Annotated in this window: 14 protein-coding genes; 3 read left to right on the forward strand and 11 right to left on the reverse strand. The window is 54.9% G+C overall.

The window, feature by feature from the left end:
* Positions 1-89 precede the first annotated feature (89 nt).
* A complete protein-coding gene (gene gmd / locus FHG12_RS13915; protein WP_139516304.1) occupies positions 90-1,199 on the forward strand; it encodes a GDP-mannose 4,6-dehydratase in 1,110 nt (369 codons plus the stop codon).
* Between the two features lie 109 nt (positions 1,200-1,308).
* On the opposite strand, the gene FHG12_RS13920 is transcribed toward gmd, so the two are convergent.
* The 7 genes from FHG12_RS13920 to FHG12_RS13950 form a co-directional block, all read right to left on the reverse strand.
* Entirely contained in the window at positions 1,309-3,387 is a 2,079-nt protein-coding gene (locus FHG12_RS13920) for a beta-N-acetylhexosaminidase (protein ID WP_139516305.1), read from the reverse strand.
* A gap of 80 nt (positions 3,388-3,467) precedes the next feature.
* Entirely contained in the window at positions 3,468-4,826 is a 1,359-nt protein-coding gene (locus FHG12_RS13925) for a DUF58 domain-containing protein (protein ID WP_230471374.1), read from the reverse strand.
* Positions 4,827-4,867: 41 nt separating this feature from the next.
* Positions 4,868-5,935: an AAA family ATPase gene (locus tag FHG12_RS13930; RefSeq protein WP_139516307.1), complete on the reverse strand. Its 1,068-nt coding sequence runs from the start codon at positions 5,933-5,935 to the stop codon at positions 4,868-4,870.
* Between the two features lie 213 nt (positions 5,936-6,148).
* Positions 6,149-7,384 carry a DUF4350 domain-containing protein gene (locus FHG12_RS13935; protein ID WP_139516308.1) on the reverse strand — a complete coding sequence of 412 codons (1,236 nt, stop codon included), beginning with the start codon at positions 7,382-7,384 and terminating at the stop codon, positions 6,149-6,151.
* Positions 7,384-8,193, reverse strand: a complete 810-nt coding sequence (locus FHG12_RS13940; protein WP_139516309.1) for a DUF4129 domain-containing protein — start codon at positions 8,191-8,193, stop codon at positions 7,384-7,386. The genes FHG12_RS13935 and FHG12_RS13940 overlap by 1 nt, the downstream gene beginning before the upstream one ends.
* Positions 8,194-8,231: 38 nt before the next feature.
* A complete protein-coding gene (locus FHG12_RS13945; RefSeq protein WP_139516310.1) occupies positions 8,232-9,143 on the reverse strand; it encodes a hypothetical protein in 912 nt (303 codons plus the stop codon).
* A 28-nt stretch (positions 9,144-9,171) separates the two neighbouring features.
* Positions 9,172-10,131 carry a stage II sporulation protein M gene (locus FHG12_RS13950; protein ID WP_139516311.1) on the reverse strand — a complete coding sequence of 320 codons (960 nt, stop codon included), beginning with the start codon at positions 10,129-10,131 and terminating at the stop codon, positions 9,172-9,174.
* A gap of 99 nt (positions 10,132-10,230) precedes the next feature.
* Here FHG12_RS13950 and FHG12_RS13955 point away from each other — a divergent pair, with 99 nt between their 5' ends.
* A complete protein-coding gene (locus FHG12_RS13955; RefSeq protein WP_139516312.1) occupies positions 10,231-10,947 on the forward strand; it encodes an RDD family protein in 717 nt (238 codons plus the stop codon).
* Between the two features lie 87 nt (positions 10,948-11,034).
* Here the strand turns inward: FHG12_RS13955 and FHG12_RS13960 are convergent, their stop codons facing one another.
* The 3 genes from FHG12_RS13960 to FHG12_RS13970 form a co-directional block, all read right to left on the reverse strand.
* Positions 11,035-11,766, reverse strand: coding sequence for an SDR family oxidoreductase (locus FHG12_RS13960; RefSeq protein WP_139516313.1), 732 nt, complete (start codon positions 11,764-11,766; stop codon positions 11,035-11,037).
* Positions 11,767-11,983: 217 nt separating this feature from the next.
* On the reverse strand, positions 11,984-12,421 hold the full coding sequence (locus FHG12_RS13965; RefSeq protein WP_139516314.1) for an RDD family protein: 438 nt from the start codon (positions 12,419-12,421) through the stop codon (positions 11,984-11,986).
* A gap of 157 nt (positions 12,422-12,578) precedes the next feature.
* On the reverse strand, positions 12,579-14,213 hold the full coding sequence (locus FHG12_RS13970; RefSeq protein ID WP_139517821.1) for a bifunctional GNAT family N-acetyltransferase/carbon-nitrogen hydrolase family protein: 1,635 nt from the start codon (positions 14,211-14,213) through the stop codon (positions 12,579-12,581).
* A 381-nt stretch (positions 14,214-14,594) separates the two neighbouring features.
* Between FHG12_RS13970 and FHG12_RS13975 the strand changes: the two genes are divergently transcribed.
* Complete coding sequence (locus FHG12_RS13975; protein WP_139516315.1) at positions 14,595-14,897, forward strand: hypothetical protein; 303 nt, start codon at positions 14,595-14,597, stop codon at positions 14,895-14,897.
* An 84-nt stretch (positions 14,898-14,981) separates the two neighbouring features.
* Here FHG12_RS13975 and FHG12_RS13980 read toward each other — a convergent pair whose 3' ends face one another.
* Positions 14,982-15,638: a CoA transferase subunit B gene (locus tag FHG12_RS13980; RefSeq protein ID WP_139516316.1), complete on the reverse strand. Its 657-nt coding sequence runs from the start codon at positions 15,636-15,638 to the stop codon at positions 14,982-14,984.
* Between the last annotated feature and the right edge of the window lie 29 nt (positions 15,639-15,667).

A 15,667-nucleotide genomic window follows, 5' to 3' on the forward strand; every position in this document is an offset into this window, starting at 1 on the left:
AAACAGCCCACGCCCATAAAATCTTTTTGTTTAGTGCTCTGGCGCATCATGTTGATACAGAGCCTTTTATCAATCAAAAGCATTTCCTCATGAAAGTTGCTCTAATCACGGGTATCACCGGTCAAGACGGATCTTATCTGGCCGAGTTCTTACTAAACAAAGGCTACGAAGTCCACGGCGTGAAGCGTCGTTCGTCGCTTTTCAACACCGACCGCGTAGACCACCTCTACGAAGGCAACGACCCTGATGCCAAGTTTAAGCTGCATTACGGTGACCTGTCGGATACCACCAACCTGATCCGGTTGATTCAGGAAACGCAGCCCGACGAGATCTACAACTTAGGTGCAATGTCGCACGTGAAGGTGTCGTTCGATGCGCCCGAATACACGGCCGATGTGGATGGCGTAGGTACACTGCGTATTCTGGAAGCGGTTCGGATTCTGGGGCTTACGAAGAAGACCAAAATCTACCAGGCCTCGACTTCCGAGCTGTATGGCTTGGTGCAGCAGGTGCCCCAATCGGAAACCACCCCCTTCTACCCGCGCTCGCCCTACGCGGTGGCTAAGCTCTATGCTTACTGGATTACGGTCAACTACCGCGAGGCGTACAACATGTTCGCTGTCAACGGTATCCTGTTCAACCACGAGTCGCCGATGCGCGGGGAAACCTTCGTGACGCGCAAAATTACCCGTGGCGTAGCCCAGATCGTAACGGGTCTGCAAGATTGCATCGACCTAGGTAACCTGGACGCAAAGCGCGACTGGGGCCACGCCAAGGATTACGTGGAGGCCATGTGGCTGATTCTGCAACAGGAGGTTCCCGAAGACTTTGTCATCGCCACCGGCGTTACGACCACCGTTCGCGAGTTCATTCGTCTGGCATTCTTAGAAGTGGGCGTTACCGTAAGCTTCAGCGGCGAGGGCGTTGACGAAATCGGAACGGTAACCGAATGCAGCGATCCCGAATACCAACTGCCTATCGGCCAAGTAGTAGTGAAAATCGATCCGGCTTATTTCCGCCCTACGGAAGTAGAACTGCTAATCGGTGACCCTACCAAGTGCAAAGAGAAGCTGGGCTGGGAGCCCCGTTACGATTTAGCTGGCTTGGTGAGCGAAATGGTGAAAGCCGACGTCGACCTGTTCAAGCGCGATAAGTACCTATTGAAAGGCGGTCATAAAGTATTCACCTACAAAGAATAGGCAAGAAAATTTAGTTACAGATACTTGATTATCAAGTATTTGTATTCATAAAGTAAAAAGAGCCGCTAAGATCTTAGCGGCTCTTTTTACTTTATGAAGAAGGAGTGGGTTAGCTTGCCAGCAGCTTGCGCAGGCTGTCCACCACAACGAGTTCCGTCTGGCCGGCGGGTGCTTTAGCGGCTTCCACTTGCTTCAGCGCAGCGGCTTGCCAGGCTGCCGACGGAACTTCTCCTTTTTCCAGCATACGCAAGTGCTCCAAAGCTAAACCCGATAAGGCACTGAGCCGCACGGACAGGGGAGCATATTCTTGAAGCGAGGGAGAAGCAGCGAGGGTAGGTTGAAGCAGTTTGTCATTGACTTGCCATTGAGCAAGCTGTGTCTGCACCGCGATGAGCGCCGCACGGGCCGAAGCGTCTTTGGGCATTCTACTGCCGGTTTCCGTTGAAATACCTTGTACCAGCTTATCAACTTGGACCCCAAACTGATGAGCTACCTCCGATTCGGGTAGAGCCGCATCTACCAGACGGTTCAGGGGTGTGCGAGTCGTATACTTGAAGCCCTGAAAATGCCGCTTGTATTCTTTTACGGGTTCGATTACGCTGGCCAGCGTGCGGAGCGGGGCCACGTCGCGGCCTGCGGCCAATTGCTTTAAGAGCTGTTCGGGCGCGCGGCGGTGTTGTAGGCCTAATAGCTCCATCTCGTCGCTGACTGCTGCCAACCGGCGATACATATCCGGCACGTCGCGTACCGTAGCCGGCGACCACAGCCGCTCTGCAACTGCCGCTGCGCGCGGCCAGATCCGGCTGTCAACAATGGTAGAATCCACAAATTCGCTCCACATAGTGGCTTCACCTCCCAAAATCAGCTTCTTCTGGGCATCGGTGAGTGGGGCGTCGGCGGGCAAAGGGTCGTTGAGGTAATGGCTGGCAGCACCGTAGTTCAAATCGATGTAGTAGCCGTTGGAAAGCAGCGTGGCGTGCCCCGCTTTGGCGGCTTCAAAAAGCCCTTTTCGCCCGCGCCAACTCTGGATAACGGCACTTTCAGGAAGGCCTGGCCCCAAAATCTCGTCCCAACCCACCATCGTCTTACCGTATTTGGTCAGCAGGGGCAAGATGCGCCGATTGAAGTGCGTTTGCAGCGCATGGTTGTCGAGCTGGCCATTGGCTTTCACCATGTGGTTTTCGCGCATGAAAGCGGCAATCCGCGGATTGCGTTTCCATTGACGCCCGTCGTTTTCGTCGCCGCCGATGTGGAAATAGGGATCGGGGAACAGCGCGGTCATTTCGCCAAAAAGCTTGTCCAGAAACTCGTAGGTGCTTTCCCGGGTTGGGTCGATGGCAATGTTGAGAATGCCCCAGCGGTCCGTCACACCATATGTAGAGTCGTTGCTGGCCAAGGTTGGATTGGCCGCAATCAGGGCCGTGGTGTGGCCGGGCATGTCAAACTCCGGGATCACCCGGATGCCACGGGCCGCCGCATACCGGACAATCTCTTTTACCTGATCTTGGGTATAATAGTGGCCCTCACCACCTACTTGCTGCAAACGCGGAAATAACTTGCTCTCTACTCTAAAGCCCTGATCATCTGATAGATGCCAATGAAGCACGTTGAGCTTCACCGCCGCCATACCGTCTAGGTTGCGCTTGACGACGGAAACCGGCATGAAATGCCGCGCGGCATCCATTAGCAAACCACGCCAGGCAAACCGAGGCTGGTCGGTAATGTCGACTTCGGGAAAATAGAATCCCTTTTTGTCCTGCACCACCAGTTGTTCCAGCGTGGCCAGGCCGCGCAGGGCGCCTATACTCGTTGCCGAGGTAAGCGCGATGCCCATGGGCGTTACGCGCAAGCTGTAGGATTCGTCTTCGCCGAGCTTGGCTTGCCCAGCTCGTCCGTAATGAATGGTAAGGCCGGGTGCTTTGCCCGCGTCAACTTGCTTGGTGCGCTGCGCCAAACGGGCTACGAACCGGGCCGAAGCTTCGCGCACAGCCGGATCAGAATCAGTTTCTAGCTGCACACTCAGTTGGCCTTTGATGGACAGGCGGGCGGCTCCCCAATGTGCCTCGGCCGGCACGGGCATCAGGTTGGCCGAACTCACAGACGTTACGGTGGGCGTCTGCGTTTGACAAGCGGCTGGGGTAATTACGCTAGAGAGCGCGGCGGCAAAAAGGAAAAGCGAACGAAGCATACGAGTGGGTTAAGCGACCAAGCCAGCATACGAAAATCGGCAAGGCAAGATAGGTAGTTGCGTGCTGTCTGCTTTGCCGCTCAAATCAACCCGCGGGCTTTGAACTCCAAATACCGATTGAGGGTGTTTACGGTCAGGTGCTCGGGCGCCGTAAGCAGCGCGTGGATTCCGTAGCGTTGCAGCTCGCGCACAATCTGCCGCTTTTCCTGAGCGAACTTTTCGGCAATTGTCTGATTATAAACTTCTTCTGTGGTGAGGGCAGGCGCGTTGAGGAAGTGGCGTAGCTCGGTATTTTCAAAAAACACAACCAAGAGCAAATGGTCTTTGGCCAAGCGCCGCAGGTAGGGGAGTTGCCGTTGCATGCCGTTCAGCGTCTCGAAATTGGTGTAGAGAATCAGCAGGCTGCGCTGACGAATTTTGGCTTTGACGTTGGTATACAGCAACTCATAATCCGTTTCTAAGTACTTGGTGCGCTGCTTATAGAGAACCTCTAGGATCTTGAGCATATGGCCGCCGCGACGGTCGGCGGGCAGGAGCGCGCCCAAACGGTCGGAGAACGTAATAAGGCCCGCTTTATCGTGCTTAATAATGGCAATGTTGCTGACGACCAGCGCCGCATTGATGGCATAATCCAGCAGGCTCAGCCCTTGAAATGGCATGCGCATCACCCTGCCTTTGTCAATGAGGGAGTACACTTGCTGCGCGCGTTCGTCCTGGAAGTGGTTGACAATCAAGGTGTCGCCGCTGGCATCGGTGCGGCGCGCCGTGGCTTTCCAGTTGATGGCCCGCGGGTCGTCGCCGGGCACGTAGGGCCGGACCTGCTCAAACTCCAGGCTGTGGCCCACCCGCCGGATACGCTTCACGCCGACTTCGGTAAGCCGGTTGCTAATGGCAAGTAGCTCATATTGGCGCATTTGCAAAAACGACGGATACACCGGTACCATCTGATCTTGCCCGTAGCGGAAGCGCCGCCGCACCAAACTAATGGGCGAGGCAGCAAACACGTTCAAAGCCCCAAATTGGTATTCGCCACGCTTCACCGGTCGCAGTTGGTAACGAATAATGCCTGTTTCGCCAGCCTTCAACGAGCTGCGAAACAGCACATCGCGGCGCTGAAACTGGTGGGGGATCTCATCTATCGTTTCAACGCTCACCGGGAACCGGTAGCTGTTTTCCAGATAGATCGCGAGGTCGTTGTCGCTGCCGTTGGCCAGCTTGTCGCCCATCACCCGCCGGCCAAATACCTGCCCGGCGCCGTTGCTGCCGGGCGCATACAGCAACAGCAAATCCAGCAGGGTAAACGTAGTCAGCATGCCCAAGGCCACCCGCATGGGTTGCAGCAGCGAAGGCAGAAAAAATGCCACCACAAATCCGGTCGCTACCAGCGCTAACGCAATAAAAAAACGCCGTGTCAGGTAAAGCGACTTCATTGAGTTTATAAATATTTGATATTCAATTTGTTATGAAAACGAATAATTTCTTACCGCGGCACTTCAACTTGTTGAATAATCAATTGTACTACTTCGTCGGGGGTGCCGCCTTCCATTTCGCGCTCGGGGGTGAGCAGGATGCGGTGACGCAACACCGAAGGAGCCAGGAACTGGATGTCTTCGGGGGTGACAAAATCGCGGCCCCGGAGGGCAGCGAGCGCTTTAGCGCCGTTGAGCAAGGCCAGCGAGGCCCGCGGCGAAGCGCCCAGATAAAGTGCTTTGTGTGCCCGCGTTTGCCCGACCAGCTGCGCAATATATTCCAGCAGCTTCGGCTCGACGTGCTGGCGCCGCACCTGCTGGCGTAGCTCTGCAATCTGCGCCGCCGAGAGCACCGGCTGCACCGCATCCAGCGGTATGCCTCCGAAGCCCGAATGATGCCCTTGCAGAATCGCAACTTCTTCCTGCGCCGTCGGGTAACCCACGTTGATTTTGAAGAGGAAACGGTCGAGCTGGGCCTCCGGAAGCCGGTAGGTACCTTCTTGTTCCACAGGGTTTTGCGTAGCCAGTACTACAAAGGGCTCCTGCATTTGGTACGTGGTGCCGTCCTGCGTTATGTGGCGCTCTTCCATGACCTCAAACAGCGCCGATTGCGTCTTGGCCGGTGCCCGGTTGATTTCGTCGATCAAGATGATGCTGGAGAAAATCGGGCCGGGGCGAAACTCAAATTCGGCTTTGTTGGGCCGAAAAACCGAGGTGCCCAGCACATCCGATGGCATCAGGTCGGGGGTGAACTGGATGCGGCTAAAGGGCACATCCAGCGTGCGGGCTAATAGCTTGGCAATGAGAGTTTTGGCTACGCCCGGCACGCCTTCCAGCAGTACGTGTCCATCGGCCAGAATAGCCGTGAGCAGCAACTCTACCAACTGCTGCTGACCGACAATTACTTTACCCAATTCGCGCCGCACGGCCTCCGCACTGGCGCTTAACCGGCTGAAGTCGGTGCGGGGTACGAAAGCATCAGGGCTGGCGGCTTGGGTGAAGTTAGTTGCACTCGGGTTTTCGGCCGGCTCAGACGAGGACGTAGCTTCCGGTGCAAAGGAATGATTATCGTTTTCCATGAAGTGGCAAAAGGTTCAGGCGGCAAGAAGGGGATAAGTAAAGAGAGTGATTTTAAGCACAAGATCTATTTTTGGATAATTCAGAAATATTTACATAGTTAATGTCTATTATTCTCAGTTAATTTGGTGTTACGCTTTTCTAACACAGTTTATCATCTGTATTAGAAAAGTTATAAACAATAAAAATACAATTTATACTACCAGTGCAATTTTCTATTTTGCCTCTTTTCGAAACTCATTGAGCGTTTTGCTGAGCAGTAGCAAATCGCGGTCGGAAACGCTTGGCGCAGTCAGGCTAAAGTTGATGGTGCGTACCAGCGCGTCTATTCTGGCGCGCGGCATACCTGCCTTTTGAGCGATGCGTTCGCGCAGTAGCTCGTCGTTCAGATCCAGAGTAGGCTCCTGAAAACGGGACCGGAGGTACTCTTGAAACAGGCTGATTTTCTTCTCCGCAATAAGTGCGTGGTTGCTTCCCTGCCGGTACAGCGAGGCCACGGTACTCGCAAACAGCAGCGTGGTATTGGGCAGCGGCCTAAGAATCGGAATGATACGCTGGCGCCGTTTGGCTTCGAAGAGCAGGAAGAGCATAAGTCCCACACTCCCAAGATAATACGCCGCTCGCAAGGCATCGTGTTCCAGCAGCACCCGCAGCAACGACTGTTCCCCCGGTCGGCCTTGTTTCTGGTACTCATCCCACCAGATGGGCCGGGCCGGCAAATACGAAAGGGCAGCAAAAGCAAACCCTTCGGTATGAGGCTGCAACACAAAATAATTGGTGAACGCGGCGGGTACCGAACTCAGGTAAAAGTTGCCGCGTCCGTGCGGAATCCGCACCAGCACGGCGCGGCCTTGCTCGTCGGTGGCGAGAAGTGTGCCGCGCGTCAGGCTGTCGAGTAGCAAGCGCGAGGTGACGTTTAAAACCGGGTAGCGGAAACGGCTACCCGCTGCGTGCGCCAGCTGCGGATTGAGCAGCCGCAAGGTGACGGAGTCAGTAAGCAAATCCGCAGCTGTGCGCGCCTGGTGCTGCTTGTGCCGGCTTAAAAAGGGCGCCGTGTGAAACCCTAGCGTATCGCGGAAATGCGAGTTAAACTGTTCGGCCGCGATGAAAACGTCGTTGCCGCGGGCCACGTAGCGCAGCAAGGCTCGGGTATCGGGTTTGCTTATGGTAAATGATTGATTTATAAATAGATAATTGTGCTTGGGAGTGCGTAAGGTAGTCTGCGCCGAGTCTTCGCCAAGTTGGTTATAGACGGGCAGCCGCACTTGCTGAACTCGCTGGCCAAACACCTCGGGCAGCACCTGGTACAGCACGTAAGTGCCATACGGAATCTTGTCTTTGTTGAGGTAAGTCGGCGACCAATCCAGGGGTTTGGGGCGGTAATACTCCACGGCGACGTAGCTGCCAAACAGCGCCAACAACCCCACCAGATACCAGCGAAACATAGTCATCAGGCGGCGCGGCGGTTAGCCAGTTGAGTCAGAAAATCGAGGCGGGCAGTGCGGGTAACAGCGTAGTGCTCGGCGGTGAGGGCCAGCTCACCGTACCACACGTACTCAAACTGGCGCGTAATTTCCGTAAAAGCCGGCCGAAGTGGGATAGAGGCCATTTCCTGCACGTAGGCTTGGTTGGTTTTGTCGGGCTGCCACTCGATCAGGTGGTGGTCAGTGAGCTGCTTGAGCACTTGCAAATAACCCAGGCGCACAGCCAGCCGGTAGTTGGCGCTGGCTTCGGCTTCGGCCAGTAGGGCGTTGAAATCCAGCGCATGAATGTCTTCCGATTCGGTGTCATAAGCCAAGGCGGCGCGGCGCGGCGAGCGCCCGAAAGCGCCCGTCAGATCGACTTGAAACAGCTTCAGAATCACAAATGCGATGGCACCCAAAAACAGCGTGTAGAAAACGTAACGCCAGAAACCCTGGTAGCTGCGGCTGTTCAGCCACTCCGACACTTTGTTCCAGAAACGCATCCAAAACAAGTCCCAGGCACTCATTTCACTCTTAACTTCCACGTACTGAAAATCACGCTGCCGACGGAAGTCGTGGAGGTGGCCAGGTGCAGGGCGGCGAAGCGTAACAGTGGCCGAACGATCGGCGGGGAAATGCTGCGGATTTATGGAGCCATCGGGAGAAGCTCCGCGCCTCTGGGCCGCGCCAAAGTGCGGAGCTAGAACGCAGAAGGTGATAATTAACTGCGTGATTAACAGAAAATTAGCGAGCCGCAACTGGAATGTATGCCAAGGAGATTGCAAGCGAATAATCAAAAAAATTGATTAAATACAACTATTTGATAATCAAGTAATTAGTATTCGCCTTCTTCGTCCGGGCGGTAGGCGTAGTTTTCCACGACCGCCGGCTTTTGCCCAATGCTATCAACTAAAGCCCGCAAGCCGATGCCTTCTTTGCGCTCGACCAAGTTGAAGTATTGAAACATGAGGGCAACTATAGTGGGAATATAAAGCAGACTTGCGCCGACCGTAGCAATACTCTGGGTCACCATCATGGCGGCGTCGGAAGAGATGAAGGGCCAATGCAATGCTTTAGCGGCAAAAACCAGGTACTGAGGAATTTGAAAGATGATGTTGAGAAAGCTCTGGATAAGCGTCATAACGAATATCAACCCTAGGGTAGACCACCATTTGCCGCTGATCAAAGACAGGCAGCGCCTCAGCGTACGATCAAAGCTGCCGCCTTCCATTACCATGACTACCATAAACAAACTAAGCGGTACTGCTAAGTAAATGCCGGGCACAAACAGCAGCACAAAAGCAATAACCAAAAGAATGCTCACGCCCACCAACGACAAGAGCATCCAGGGCGCTGTGCCGCGGACTTTTTGCCAAACCATCCGCGGTGTAACCTCTTCTTGTACAGAAGATTCCATGCGAAGCAATACATACCCGTAAACCGTAGCTGCCAGCAAAACATACGTCAGGAGCAGGCCGGCCAAACCGACAAAGTAGCCTAGTCCCGTCGGAACAGCGCCGAAAGCAGAAAAATCGCGGTTGGGTTGAGTAAGAGCGCGGTTAAATACCGAAGCCTGAGCCAAGCCTAACGAAATACCAGTTACCAATGCCACCGGCAACACGATGTACACCACGGCCTTGCCCAAGGGCCGCGCATGCGCTGCCAGAAACTCAAACGTCGCGCTGATCTTCATGCCAAAATCGCGTTCCTGGCGGAAATCAGCTTCTTGGGTAAATTTTGATTGCATACGTAAGTATTTGTTAATCAAATAGTTGTTAAACAGAGCCGCCGTCGCCGAACCGGCGCCTGAGTTGACGAGGATACAGGATAAAATACCAACCAATAAAGGCTGCCGAGCCGCCGATGATGGCTACACTCAGCGCAGCAGGCATTTCGGTGTGGCGCGTCACGAAGCCTTCCAGAAAGCCCGCCAAGATGAAAATCGGTACCAAGCCAATGGCAATCTTGACGCCGTCGCGGGCACCGCGCCGGAAGGAGGCCGCGCGCGAATAAGTGCCCGGAAAAAGCAGGCTGTTGCCCATCACAAAGCCCGCGCCGCCGGCCAGCACAATGGCCGAAATCTCGAGCGTACCGTGAATCCAGATGGTGAGCAGAGAAGGCAACAACACGCCCTTCTGGTAGAAAAAGTACTGGAAGGAGCCCAGCATCACGCCGTTTTTGAACAGCATGTACGCCGTGCCCAGCGAAAACGAAACACCCAGTGCAAACGTCATCAGGGCCACGCGCACATTGTTGACGGTGATAAACAGGAACATCGGCGCTTCCGACATGCCTTTGTACACGGCCATAGGGTCGCCTTTCTCGATGTTGTCGAGCGTTGTGTTGACGTAATCATCGCCGAGCACCACGCGCACAAACGTGTCGTCGTAAGCTGCCGACAAAGCGCCAAGGGCCGTGAAGACCAAAAACACAACCAGCGCCCATCCCAGTGTGCGGTGATGCCTGCCTACTACCAAAGGCAATTCGTGCTGCCAAAACCGCTTAAACCGCCCCGGAGCCTCCTTTTTGTTTTTATAAATGGCCTGGTGTAGCTTGCCAGTCAGCGCGTTGAGATACTGCGTAGTCGGCGAGTTCGGATAGAAGGTTTGGGCGAACGCCAAGTCGTCGGTCAGCTCCACGAAACGCGTAGCCAGCTCGTCGGGGCCGGCGGGGGGCTCGGTTTCAAAACGCCGCCATTTGGCCTCGTTCTGACGCAGGAAAACGGCTTCGCGCATAAGGGGGCAACACGTAAAAACGGAGTAAAAAAGCGGCAGACGCAGTCTGACAAATATAAAGATTTAGCCTTCGTTCCGGGCCTTATTTGGCCTTTTGTTATGAGCACGATTCGCATTCATACCACCCAAAACGTCACGCTAGAATACGAGGTCGCCAGCCTCGGCGACCGCATCCTGGCCGCCCTGATCGACTATGGCCTGTACCTCGTGTGGTTTCTGCTGTGCGCCGTGCTCAACTCTCAATTTGGCCTGGGATTAGGCCAGGTGGGCGTGCTGCTTATGTTGCTGCCGACGATGGTGTACCACTTGGCTTGCGAGGTCTTTTTCAACGGCCAAAGCCTGGGCAAGAAAGCCCGGCACATCAAAGTGATTCGGCTGGATGGCACGCGGCCCAGCTTGGGCAACTACGTGCTGCGCTGGTTGTTACGCCCCATCGAAATCCTGACGTTTGGCGGCGCCATAGCGGCGCTCACCATTTTGCTCAATGGGCGCGGCCAGCGCCTCGGCGACTTGGCCGCGGGCACAGCTGTGATTAGCCTGAAGCCTCGGCCGCAGCATGCCAGCCCCTTGTCAGCCGGCCTCACCTCTTCCGACTACATGGTGGTGTTTCCGCAGGCCGCGCAGCTCAGCGACCACGATGTGGCCGTCGTCCGGCAACTACTGTTTAAAAGCGTGCAGCGTCAGAATTATCTGCTGCTCAACGAAGTAGCCGTCAAGGTGAAATCTGTTACCGGCATCCGCACCGACTTGCCTGACGAGGCCTTTTTACGCACCATCCTCCGCGATCACGCGCATCTGCTGATGCAGCAGGTATAGGCAGCATTTTGATCGGTACTAAAAGAGGCGCCCCACATCATACGGAGCGCCTCTTTTGATTTTTGCAATTGTTTGATTGATAATATGTTACCAAGCAACGTGTTGTCCTTGCCAGTTCAGGAAGCTCCCATTTTCTTCGGCGTGAAGCTGATCGGTGAGGCGGATGATGCCGCGGGCCGAGTCGGTGGGGTTGAGGGCGGCACCGGTGCCGCCCATATCCGTACGCATCCAGCCCGGATCAACCATAATTGAAATCAGCCCGTAATGGCCGACTTCGGCAGCCACAGTGCGCATGTACATATTCATGGCGGCTTTGCTGGCGCTGTAGTGATACTGGCTGCCCGAGGCCTTAAGCGTAAGCGAACCTAGGCCCGAGGACAAGCTCACAATGCGGCTCTTATTGCCAGCCCGTAGCAGGCCCAAAAACTCTTGGGCAACCAGCAGTGGGCCTACCGCATTGGTGCCGAATACCTGAAGGGCGTCGTCGTAACGCAGATTGCCTAAGTACTGGGTGTTGGGGTCGTCGTTGAGGCCAGAACCTGGATGCCCAGGCAGGATGCCCGCGTTATTAATCAGAATATCAAGACCATCGGTGACGGCTTCTACGGCTTTGCGGGCCGCTTCCAGCGAAGCCGGATCGGTCACATCAAGGCCAATCACGACCAGCCGATCGGGGTATTGCTCGTGCAGGGTGTTCAAATCGATGGCTGATTCGGGCTGGCGAGTAGCGGCAAAAACCTGGTCGCCGCGCTCCAGGTATTGGCGCGTGAGTTCAAGGCCCAGGCCGCGGTTGGCACCGGTAATAAGGACGCGTTTCATAGGGTGAGTTGGGTTGAGGTAAACTCTGGTGGTACTTCGGGTTCGCGATCGCAGTTTACGTAATTATCGCGGCCGGATGGGCAATATCAAACTTTGCCAGGTCCAAACAATGCGGCCCACACGGGCTTATTAAGCAACTATAGAATACACAAAAAGAAAAGCCGACAACCCAAACGGGCGCCGGCTTTGATGTAAATATCTGATAATTAGGAAGTTGCTACTTGCGTACGCGAATCACGATGGTTTCGGAGCGCAAGTCGTGCTTGCCTTGCTCACTCTTGAGAAACGAAAAAGCCTCGTAGGGCACGCAACGCCACATTGTGCGCTTGAAAACCGTACGAAAATCGGGTTGCGTGCCTTCGTAAGTAACTACCCGTGTGCCGGTTATCATTTTGCCGATGGTGCGCCCAAAGACGGTTTCAAAAAACAAGTAATAGACGATCAGAACCAGCACGCCGAATAAGCGGCCGAGCAGCGGGTTGTCTAGCTGGTTTAACGCGGCCTCCATACCGGCCACCGATAGAATAATTCCGATCTGAAAGGCGAATGCGTAAATAAAAACCAAGTCGAGGAGGTAATTGGCGAAGCGGCGGCCCTTGCCGGCAAGCTCCAATTGTTCGGCGGTTTCTTGAGAATCAGTAGAAGTTACTTCCATAAAGTGAAGGGACAGAAAGGCTTAAATAGTCTGTGCAACTTCTAAAATCGGCAAGAAATAACCTAGTACTTTTTCTGGTTCGTTATAAATATTCTAAGGAAACAAAAAAGCCGACTGCTCTAAAAGACAGTCGGCTTTTTACTAGAGGTGTTACACTTTACTCTACGTGGATTTTGCGCTTGGTTGAGCGAGGTGCCCGTTCTTCGCCTTGTGCCAGCAGCTCGTCGTCGCGTTCGGTTTTCTTCACCCAGCTTACCGAATACAGGTCTTTCCGGCGGTCGCGGAGATTGCGCACGGCGCCGCTGGAATTCAGGTCCTTAAGCAAATCAAGGTCAAGATCCGCAATGAGCGTCATCTCGGTGTTCGGCGTGGCTTCGGCCACGATGGCATCGTGCGGGAAAGCAAAGTCTGAAGGACTAAATACCGCCGACTGCGAGTACTGAATGTCCATGTTCTCGACGCGCGGCAGGTTGCCCACCGAGCCGGTAATGGCCACATAGCATTCGTTTTCGATGGCGCGGGCTTGGGCGCAAATGCGCACGCGCTGGTACGCGTTTTTAGTATCCGTCCAGAAGGGTACGAACAGGATTTTCATGCCCTCGTCGGAGAGCATGCGAGCCAGCTCCGGAAACTCCGAATCGTAACACACCAGAATGCCAATCTTGCCAAAGTCGGTGTCGAAGCACTTGAGCTTGTCGCCGCCGCGCATGCCCCAATAGCTGGCTTCGTCAGGGGTTACATGCAGCTTATATTGCTCATCCACAGTGCCATCGCGGCGGCAGAGGTACGAGACGTTGTAGAGTTTGCCATCTTCGTACATGGGCATGGAGCCCGCGATAACGTTGATGTTGTAGCTCACGGCCAGCTCCATGAACTTGGTCTTGATGGGTTCCGTGAACGCCGCCATTGCCCGAATGGCCACCGACGGTGATTCTTCGTTGGTGAGCGCCATGAGCGGCGCATTGAAGAATTCTGGAAACAGCACACAGTCAGCCTTATAGCCGCTTACCGTATCAACAAAAAACTCAATCTGCTGGTAGAAGTCTTCCAGGCTGCGGGTAGCGCGCATCTGCCACTGCACAATTCCGATGCGCACGTTAGACTTCTGGTTACCAATGAGTTTCTCTTCCTCTTCGTAATACACGTTGATCCATTCGAGCAGGGTGGCGAAAGCCTTCGACTCGGAGTCGTAGGGCAGGTAGCCCTTGATAATCTTGCGAACGTGAAACTCGTTGCTGAGTTGGAAAGTCAGAATCGGGTCCGTGATTTCCTTGTTGCGCACCATCTCCACGTACTTGGCCGGCGTCATCTCGTTGGCATACGCCGCGTAGCCGGGAATGCGGCCGCCGGCTACCATCGCCCGCAGGTTCAGGTTTTCGCACAACTCCTTGCGCGCATCGTAGAGGCGGCGGCCCAAGCGCAGCGAGCGGTACTCGGGGTCCACGAACACATCGACGCCGTACAGCGTGTCGCCATCGGGGTTGTGGGTGTTAAACTTGCCGTTGCCCGTGATTTTGGCGTAGGTATGTTTGTCGCCGAAGTCGCTGTACTGCACGATGATAGCCAGCGCCGCAGCTACGACCACGCCGTTGTCTTCGATGCAAATCTGGCCTTCGGGAAATTTCTTGATCAGGGCGTAGTACTCATCAGAGGCCCAGGCGCCCTCCATGTTGGAGTACACCTTGTCCATGATGTCTTTCACGGCTTTGAAGTCGTTTCTTTTCAGGGTCCGCAGTACCAGCTTGTGCGCCGGAACAGCGGTGGGCGTCAGCAGCTCGCCAGGGGAGGGCATGCCGGGTAGCGCCTGCTTTTTAGCGTGGCTGCCGCCGGTTTTGCCGCTAGAATTGGTTGCCATAAGTAGGTTGGGTTTTTACAAAGCTAACGAATGCCGCCGCCGGCCGCCGATAAATCGGCTCGGCCAGGGTGCAGCTTCGGTTGAGGGTACTCCGCTTTACGGGTTAAGGTTTAGGAAGCAATAAGCTTGGCCGCCCGGAAAGAGCTATCCTTCACGGTTTTGCTTCCGGAATTAACGCAGTCGCTTGCAGGCGGGTTTGATTTGAAAACCGGTAATAAAGGAAAGCCAAGCCGGCATGCTTGTGGTAATAAAGAATATAACTACCAGGTGCTAACATTCGTTTCGGGAGTATTGATGAACTTCCTATCCGCCAGCCCCATGAAAGTAGTGCGTCTTCTCTTCCTGCTTAGTTTCGCTGCCGCCTTCGGCGCGTGCTCGTCCAATTCATCGTCTGACAACGCGAATTCCTCTACCGCCGGACAAACAGGAGCCTCGGAGCCGCCCAAGAACATTTCAGCGGCCTACGATTCGGCTGTTGCCGATAGCTCTACGGCCGTCGTAAATGCCGATTCGGCCAAGCGAGGCAAGGAGCCCATTCCGCATAACGTACCGGCCGAGGAATACGCTGCTCCGGCTCGTAAAACGCCTACGTCGGCCAATCCCGCTCCCGCCAACAAGTAGCAGTAACGCGCATACTAACAAAAAAGGGCTGCCCGATAGCGAGCAGCCCTTTTTTGATTGATGAAGGCAATAGCGTTGCGGTTGCTAGAGAACCATTTCGGGTACCCCTTCTTCCGGAATCACAAGCCGCCCGGCAGTGCCGGCTTTAATCTGGTCTATGGTGACGCCGGGCGCGCGCTCACGCAGCACAAAGCCATCAGGAGTAATATCAAGCACCGCGAGTTCCGTAACGATTTTCTTGACGCAGCGAATGCCAGTTATTGGTAACGTGCAGTCAGTCAATAACTTACTTGAGCCGTCGCGGGCGGTGTGCTGCATGGCCACGATGATGTTTTTGGCGGAAGCCACCAAGTCCATGGCGCCGCCCATGCCTTTTACCATCTTGCCCGGAATTTTCCAGTTGGCAATGTCGCCGCGCTCCGAAACTTCCATCGCGCCCAAAATGGTGAGGTCGACGTGCTCACCGCGAATCATGCCGAAACTATCGGCCGAGCTGAACAACGACGAACCCGGCAGGGTCGTAACCGTCTGTTTGCCAGCATTAATCAGGTCGGGGTCAACCTCGTCTTCCGTCGGGAAGGGGCCCATGCCCAGCAAACCATTTTCCGATTGCAGTTCTACATTGATGCCCGCCGGAATGTAGTTGGCTACCAGCGTCGGAATGCCAATGCCCAAATTGACGTAGTATCCATCGCGCAACTCCTGCGCTATTCGTTTGGCAATGCCGTGTTTGTCTAACATAATGCGGGTGGGAAAGAAAGAGGGACGAG

Source organism: Hymenobacter jejuensis (genome assembly GCF_006337165.1).
Taxonomy (GTDB): domain Bacteria; phylum Bacteroidota; class Bacteroidia; order Cytophagales; family Hymenobacteraceae; genus Hymenobacter; species Hymenobacter jejuensis.